The organism is Calothrix rhizosoleniae SC01 (genome assembly GCF_900185595.1).
Classification (GTDB): Bacteria; Cyanobacteriota; Cyanobacteriia; order Cyanobacteriales; family Nostocaceae; genus Calothrix_A; species Calothrix_A rhizosoleniae.
In genome coordinates, this window is record NZ_FYBH01000312.1 from 52970 (window position 1) to 60973 (window position 8004).

Below are 8004 nucleotides of genomic sequence, written 5' to 3' on the forward strand. Positions count from 1 at the left end.
TGTTGATTTAGACTACAAATTTTTGACGATGGCACCAAAATCGGCTAACACACGGGCATGGTTACGCAATAAACCCAATAAATGTAAGCGGTTACGTTTAATTGCGGGGTCGGAGTCCATGACTAAAACGCTTTCTGGCCCGTCAAAAAAGTTACTGACAGTGGGTGCAATTTCTGCTAGGGCGGATACCAGTTGTTGATAATTGCGAGACTGCTGTGCTGCTTGGGTTTGTGGCACTAATTTGACCATCCCTTGATAAAAAGCTAACTCGGAGGATTTTTGGAACAATTGTGGGTCAACTACAGCTTCTGGTTGCAATTGATTGGTATCTAAGTCCCCTTGGGCTGCTAACCTAGTGGAACGGTTCACTGTTTCGTAGATTTGCTCTAAAGTCCCATTTTGCCGGATTTCTTGCAGGAAAATGGCGCGATCGCGAACATCTAATAAATCTTGTAATGCCCGTGCTGTATACTCTGGGTCATTTTCACCTAATACAGCATTTACTAAGTCATAGTCAATTTGTTTTTCGTCCTGCAATAAGGTACGAATCCGTTGCAAGAAAAATTCTTGTAAGGAAACAATCAATGCTGCTTGATCTTTATCATGTGTTTCCACAAAGTCTGTAGCGACCCTTTCTATGAGCTGTTGTAAATCAATAGATAAATTCCCAGCCCAAGTAATATTTATCACCGCATTTGCCGCCCGTCTCAAGGCAAAAGGGTCAGAGGAGCCAGTGGGAATCATCCCCAAGCCAAAAATACTGACTAAAGTATCTAGCCTATCTGCCAAACCTACTACTTGACCCGTAATTGTTTGGGGAAGGATATCATCTGCACCCCGTGGGAGGTAATGCTCAAACATTGCTTTAGCCACAGCTTCCGGTTCTCCACTGGCTAGAGCATATTTTTCCCCCATTATCCCTTGCAGTTCAGGAAACTCATATACCATTTGGGAAACTAAATCTGCCTTGCATAATAAGGCTGCTCTGTGGATATTGTGGCTATCATCTGACTTTAATTGTAACTGTTCGGCAATCAAGGCAGCAATTTTAGCAATTCGTCCCGCCTTATCTAACACAGAGCCTAAATCTTCCTGGAAAGTGACCTTGGCTAACTGGGGTAAAAAGCTATCTAAGGGATTTTTTAAATCAGCTTCGTAGAAAAATTGTCCGTCGGCTAACCGGGGGCGGATTACCCGTTCATTCCCTTGAGCAATAATATCTGCTTTGGCTGTATCACCATTGGAAATAGTAATAAAGTAAGGCAATAACTCCTGATTTTTCCCAGTTTTAAACACCGGAAAATAACGCTGGTGACTCACCATTACTGTAGTAATTACCTCTACAGGTAACTGTAAAAAATCTGACTCAAATTCGCCAACCACTGCTGAGGGAGATTCAACCAAATTAGTCACTTCTGCTAACAAATCAGGATAAATCTGCGTATAACCATTAACTTTTTGTGATGCTGCCTGGATTTGTTCTGTAATGATTGCTTTTCTTTCCTCTGTATCTACCATTACAGCAGCCTGGCGGAGAGTGTCAACATAATCTCCAGCTTGAGCAATAGTTACGGATTCTGGATGTAAAACTCGATGACCACAAGAAATGCGATCGCTACTAATTTTTTTAGAACCATTAATCAATTCGATTGGTAAAACTTGCTCATCTAACAAAGCCACCAACCAGCGAATAGGACGGGAAAACTTGACATCACCATCACCCCAACGCATCAATCGCTTACCTTCCAAGCCAAAAATCCATTGAGGAACCAATTCTATGAGGATATCAGCAATTTGCCGACCAGGAATAATTTTTTTGACAAACACAAATTCCCCTTTTTCCGTGGGGCGCACTGACAATGCATCAATTTCTACACCTTGCTTTTTGGCAAAACCCTCAGCAGCCTTGGTGGGTTTACCATCCTTAAATGCAGCTTTGACAGGAGGACCTTTTACTTCCTCTTCTCGATCCTCCTGTTGGGATGGTAATCCTGTAATTAGTACTGCTAAGCGCCGGGGAGTACCGTAAACTCTTACATCTTCAACCTTGAGATTATTATCAGCCAAACTTTGGGGAATGGAGGAGTGCCACTGGATAATAGCACTACTGAGAAAGCTTGCGGGTAATTCTTCTGTACCAACTTCTAATAAAAATGCAGCCATAGGAAAAAATTGGCAAATAGTAGTTCAATTTATTCAGTCAATTTCACTAGTTTACCTTGCCGATTACAGAATTCTGAGAGAATCACAATTGAGTACGCTGAACTATCTACTCTCCGAAGAAAAAATTCCCCAACCAAGTATGAAAATTATTCTGATGTTCAAGGGCACCACCTAGTTAAGGTTAGATAAACTTGCAATCAATCATCAACCTGTTTTATAGTTTGCGGATATTTGGATTGACTGACCAAAAAAATTGGATACACGCTTCCGGATTGATCCGTGGAGAGAAATATGTATTTTCCTGATTTCAAGCTCCTCGATTCATCGATGGGGTCATAATTCTAAACTCCTCATTCTAAATTCTCAATTCCCCTTGAAAGTAAAAGAGTTAAATAATTGACAATTTATATCATCAATTGCCCCATAAGGTTAATAACTAGATAAATTGTTTTTCCTGCCAGATAACTGGCATGATTATTTTTTCCAGAATAGTCAGAGAAATATGTACAAAGGTAGATGCGATTAATTCAAATATGCACGTATAATATCATACAATCTATGAATTATTATCAATACTGTTGAGTATAAGTATGAATCAATATTTTGTGAGCACTCAACTGAAATGTATTGGTGAGAGCTAGTTCTCAAAAAACTTTTAACTCGATTAACTTAATTATAGATCCAACTGCCCAACCGTTCATGTTGAAGCTTAAGCCCTTATATATACGTAAATTTCATCTCAATGATTTCCAGAATTTAGTTATACAAATAGCTATTTTGGTATCAATTTTATGCAGCTTATTGGTGCTTATTGGTTGGTATTTGGATCTAGAAATTATCAAAAATATTGGTGGTTTAAATAAAATATTAATCAAGGCAAATACAGAATTATATTTGATCTTATCTGGACTTGCCCTACATTTGTTACAGCCAAAAATTGTATCCAGAAGAAATAAAAGTAAAACAAATTGGAAATTATTACCATTGTGGGAATTTTTGTTTGGCTTTCATCAGTGGCTACATTTTCATGCCCATATCTTGGCTAAAGTAGCTTTAGGATTACTAATTCTCATTCCATCCCTCACCATGAGTGAATATATAGGAAATTGGCACCTAGGGATTGATGAATTATTATTTAGTGATGCATCTCCAGGGCTCAGTACATCCTATCTGGGAAGAATGAGTTTTTTCACAGCAGTTAATTTTATGATCATTGGTATGGGAATGATCGAGGCTTCTGCTTCGTCAAGGAGGGGAGAGGGGACAGTCCCGGTGAAAAAATTTCACCACCAAATATTAAAGAGGGTTATTTCCCCTACACCCTCTTTCAGTTCATTCTTCTTGGTTATAGCTACAACAAAGTGGAGATGATCGATAGTGTTATGCCTTATTTCCCATCCATGAGCTTGTACTCAGCAGTCACCTTTTTGTTCATTTGTATCAGTATGTTATGGATGGGTAAAGATAAGGGTTGGATAGATGTGGTATTGAAAAAATACCAGCATACTTACCTTGTATTGTCTTGGTTATTGCTGGCAATTTTTCTGCCGGCGATCGCTGGTTGGTTAATTGCTCAAGGTCAGAGGTTAGACTATTATAACCTAATATTTGCCATTGCTTTATTTGCATTAGTAGCGATCGCATTTTTGACTATTTTAATTTGGGAGTTTGTTCTGGAAATCAAGCGCCTCAGCCAGGAAAAAGATGACACCCAACAAATGTTTCAAGCTGCTGAGAATCAATTTCAGACAATTTTCCATACAAACCTCCTCGGGATTGTTTGCGCCAATATTCATTGTGGTGTTCAACAAGCCAATGATAAATTCTTGCAAATGACTGGTTATTCACGGGAGGAACTAATATCGGGTAAAATTACCTGGGTGGAACTCACTCCACCAAACTATATTCTTCAAAATGAGCCAGGTATTAGTCAAACAAAGACTCAAGGCAACTATCAATCTTATCAAAAAGAATTTTTATGCAAAGACGGCAGCCTGATTCCTGTTTTATGTAATAGTAGGGTTTTGTCAGCAACCCACCCAGATATTATTACTTGTATTCTAGACTTAAGCGATCGCCAGCAGTTAAAAATGGCAAGTCAGCAAGAAAAAAGCAAACCGAAGCTCCTAGCAGAATTAACTCAGGATATCAACTGCTGCTCAAATCCTGTAGTCATGCTAGAAACTTGTTTTGCTAAACTAGCTCCAGAACTTGGTTTGGATATCTACTGGCACTATTTGCTGGAGAATGAGCCCCCAGTCATGCATCTCAAATCCTACAGTGGAATTTCTCCAACCTTGGCTCAATCAATGGAATACCTGAAAGTTGGTCAAGATGTATGTGGGAATGTGGCACAATCACTATCTACAATGGTCTTAGATCATGTACAGCAATCCGTAGATCCCAAAACAGCATTTATCCGTTCCCTCGGCATTAAAGCCTATTATAGTCAGGCATTAACAATACAGGAAAAATTGTTAGGAACAGTTGTTTTTGCTAGTTGCAGCCGCTTGCAATTTAGTGAAAGCGAACAATTAATCATGCAAGCGGTGGTGGATAGCATTGCCATGAACATGGAAAAATGGAGATTGACTAATTCCTTACAACAACAAGCCGAACAACTGCGAGATATAAATCGGATTCGAGACGAATTTTTAAGCATATTATCCCACGAATTGCGATCGCCCCTCCAATCAATTTTGGGATGGGCACAACTATTACGTTCCCGGACACTAACCACGGAGCAGGTGAGCAAGGGAATAGAAGCAATAGAACGTAATGCGAAAGCTCAAACCCAGATTGTAGAAGATTTGTTGGATATTTCGCGGATGATTAAAGGTAAATTATCCCTGAATATCCGTACTTGCGATTTGGTTCCCATATTGCAGACAGTCCTAGAAAATGTGAAATTAGCTGCACAAGTCAAGGAAATAGATTTTAGTTGTTCTATAAATTGGCAGCAAAACCAGAATTTCCAGACTTTTCAAGGGAAAAAACTACCATCACCGACCCCTCAATTTTTAGTGTTTGGGGATTCAGAGCGCCTGCAACAAATCATTTGGAACCTACTTTCTAATGCCATCAAATTTACACCTAATGGTGGTGAGGTAGAGATTTTGCTTTCCCAAGTTAAAGATAAAAATCAACCTAGCGACTCACCTTTGAGTTGCTATGCTCAAATTCAAGTTAAAGATACAGGTGTGGGTATTGATTCTCACTTAATTCCCTACATATTTGATCGTTTTTATCAAACTGATAGTTCCAACACCAGATTGCATGGTGGTATGGGATTGGGATTAGCGATCGTGCATCATTTAGTAAACCTACATGGCGGTACCATAGAAGTAGAAAGCCCTGGGACTGGCAAAGGGTCCACTTTCACAGTCAAGTTGCCACTATTTGATACCCAACTACAACCCATAGAAAAAAAAAGGCAAATATTCAATCCTCAGTGTTATCTCCGTTTAGGTTCCCATTCATCTCAGGAAAAGATTAATTTATCACCCACCTTATTGCAAGGTATACGGGTGCTAATTGTGGATAATGAAGTAGAATTACAGGATTTTTTGCTTACAGTACTCAAATCTTACCAAGCAGAAGTACAAGCAGTATCTTCAGTTGTAGAAGCATTGAATACAATTCCAAAATTTAAGCCAGATGTGCTGATATGTGATCTGGAAATACCACAGGAAGAAGGTTATTCCCTGATTCGGCAACTGCGCTCCCTAGAAAATAGAGAAAAACAACAAAAACTACCTGCTGCTGCCTTAACTACTGATATTAGAGCAGAAAAACGAATGCGAGCTATCCATGAAGGATATCAAATATATTTACTCAAACCAGTTGATCCATATGAATTAGTTACCGTTGTCGGTTGTCTCGCAGGACGTACTTGAAAGGATTATTGGGCTGTGATGATTATAAAATTTATATAACAATATATTCTTGCCTATGCAAATAATTAACTACCTGGGAGACACATTGCTCAATGGTAAATTTCTCAGTCATACAAGTAATCTCTGGATTTAATGGTTCTTCATATGGATCAGAGATCCCAGTAAAATTCTTGATTTTTCCAGCCCTAGCTTGTACGTAAAGTCCCTTCACATCACGGGATTCACAAACCGCCAAGGAAGCCTGAACATAAACTTCCACAAAGTTAGTTGTTGTCCGTCTGAGTTCATCCCGAATTGAGCGATAGGGAGTAATGGCGGCTACAATTGCCACTACACCATTACGACTCAGCAAATTTGCCACAAAGCCAATACGACGTATATTTGTATCTCGATCTTCTTTACTAAACCCAAGTCCCTGAGATAAATTGCTACGAACCACATCACCATCCAACAATTCTACCCGCCAGTTTCGTGTTAGTAATTCTTGGGCGACACCTTTGGCAATTGTGGTTTTACCCGCCCCACTTAATCCTGTCAACCAGAGAATGACACCTTGGGAATTCATAATTGATTGATAACCCATTAATATTTACCAACATTTACTAAAACTTTGAATTTAAAATCTGATCCTTTGAATGAGGATGGCTTTTTTTATGATAAAGAAATAGGAGTTTGAGATTGACAATTTTTTGGAGTCGAAAAAAATGGCACCCATAGGGGTGAAAATGTTCCCAATTCCCCATTCCCGACTCCCTACTCCCCATCTCACAAGGGTAAGTTTAGTTGAGCAGTAAAATTTGATAGGATAACTCTGAAGAAAGACAAACCAAAACTCCTTAAAATTGACTTTGAGGATTGTGAGTGTTTCTTTCATTCGTAGCAAGGGGTTTGGGTAGAGGTATCTATGAAAATTGCCATTACAGGAGCAACAGGATTTATTGGTAGTAGTCTAGTCGCTAGACTACAAAAGTCAGGACATCAAGTGATGATTCTGACTCGCAATACATCTTATGCTCGTAAGATATTTCCATCACAAGCGTTCCCCAATATAGAAATTGTCAACTATACACCTACTATCCTTGGCTCTTGGCAAAATGCCATATCTGGATGTGACAGTGTGGTTAATTTAGCTGGAGAATCTATTGCTGAAGGACGATGGACAGAAGAGAAAAAGCAGAAAATTCTGCAAAGTCGCCAACTGACAACACAAAATCTTGTCACAGCCATAGCTAATGCAGAACAGAAACCCAGTGTTTTAGTCAATGCTTCTGCTATTGGTTACTATGGCACTAGTGAAACTGCCACCTTCACAGAAAATAGCCCCTCAGGTAATGATTTTTTGGCGGAAGTTTGCCAAGCTTGGGAAGCAGCAGCCCAAAAAGTTAGTGATGCGGGTGTGAGGTTAGTAATCTTGCGTTTAGGAGTTGTTTTGGCTGCGGATGGTGGAGCATTAGCAAAAATGATTACTCCCTTCAAAATGTTTGCTGGTGGTCCCATTGGTAGCGGTAATCAGTGGTTTTCCTGGATTCATCGAGATGATGTAGTCAAGTTGATTATTCAAGCTGTAACTGACTCAAGTATGTCAGGTGTATATAATGCCACTGCTCCCAATCCTGTGCGGATGAACGAACTCTCCCAAACTATGGGCACAGTCATGAATCGCCCTTCTTGGCTACCTGTACCCAGTTTTGCCATTGAAGCTCTTTTAGGAGATGGAGCAATTGTAGTCTTAGAAGGTCAACAAGTCGTACCCAAGCGTACTTTAACCACTGGATTTAAATATCAGTATCCTAATTTACAAGGTGCATTAACAGAAATACTGGATTGAGTCATGGCAGAAGGCAGGAGGCAGTCCCGATGAAAAAAATTTTCACCATCAATTATCTAAGTATAATTTTTCCTTCCCCCTGCTCCCTGCTCCCTGCCCCCCTGCTTAGAAGTCAGG

5 protein-coding genes are annotated in these 8004 nt (G+C 39.6%); 3 read left to right on the plus strand and 2 right to left on the minus strand.

Going from position 1 to position 8004, the window contains the following annotated elements:
* Positions 1-12: 12 nt before the first annotated feature.
* Positions 13-2163, minus strand: coding sequence for a glycine--tRNA ligase subunit beta (gene glyS, locus CALSC_RS19135; RefSeq protein ID WP_088242878.1), 2151 nt, complete (start codon positions 2161-2163; stop codon positions 13-15).
* A gap of 699 nt (positions 2164-2862) precedes the next feature.
* Between glyS and CALSC_RS19140 the strand changes: the two genes are divergently transcribed.
* Both CALSC_RS19140 and CALSC_RS19145 read left to right on the plus strand, forming a co-directional pair.
* A complete protein-coding gene (locus tag CALSC_RS19140) occupies positions 2863-3534 on the plus strand; it encodes a hypothetical protein (protein ID WP_143288307.1) in 672 nt (223 codons plus the stop codon).
* Positions 3531-6059: a PAS domain-containing hybrid sensor histidine kinase/response regulator gene (locus tag CALSC_RS19145; protein ID WP_235006855.1), complete on the plus strand. Its 2529-nt coding sequence runs from the start codon at positions 3531-3533 to the stop codon at positions 6057-6059. Before CALSC_RS19140 ends, CALSC_RS19145 begins: the two co-directional genes overlap by 4 nt.
* A gap of 31 nt (positions 6060-6090) precedes the next feature.
* On the opposite strand, the gene cysC is transcribed toward CALSC_RS19145, so the two are convergent.
* Entirely contained in the window at positions 6091-6642 is a 552-nt protein-coding gene (gene cysC, locus CALSC_RS19150; RefSeq protein ID WP_407641954.1) for an adenylyl-sulfate kinase, read from the minus strand.
* 321 nt (positions 6643-6963) lie between these two features.
* Here cysC and thyD point away from each other — a divergent pair, with 321 nt between their 5' ends.
* Positions 6964-7887: a thylakoid membrane protein ThyD gene (thyD, locus tag CALSC_RS19155; protein WP_088242880.1), complete on the plus strand. Its 924-nt coding sequence runs from the start codon at positions 6964-6966 to the stop codon at positions 7885-7887.
* Positions 7888-8004: the final 117 nt, after the last annotated feature.

What these genes read in the sequence shown, in the direction of transcription:
- glyS (WP_088242878.1), bottom strand. Translation starts at nt 2,163, where the DNA reads ATGGCTGCATTTTTATTAGAAGTTGGTACAGAAGAATTACCCGCAAGC.
- CALSC_RS19140 (WP_143288307.1), top strand. Translation starts at nt 2,863, where the DNA reads ATGTTGAAGCTTAAGCCCTTATATATACGTAAATTTCATCTCAATGAT.
- CALSC_RS19145 (WP_235006855.1), top strand. Translation starts at nt 3,531, where the DNA reads ATGATCGATAGTGTTATGCCTTATTTCCCATCCATGAGCTTGTACTCA.
- cysC (WP_407641954.1), bottom strand. Translation starts at nt 6,642, where the DNA reads ATGGGTTATCAATCAATTATGAATTCCCAAGGTGTCATTCTCTGGTTG.
- thyD (WP_088242880.1), top strand. Translation starts at nt 6,964, where the DNA reads ATGAAAATTGCCATTACAGGAGCAACAGGATTTATTGGTAGTAGTCTA.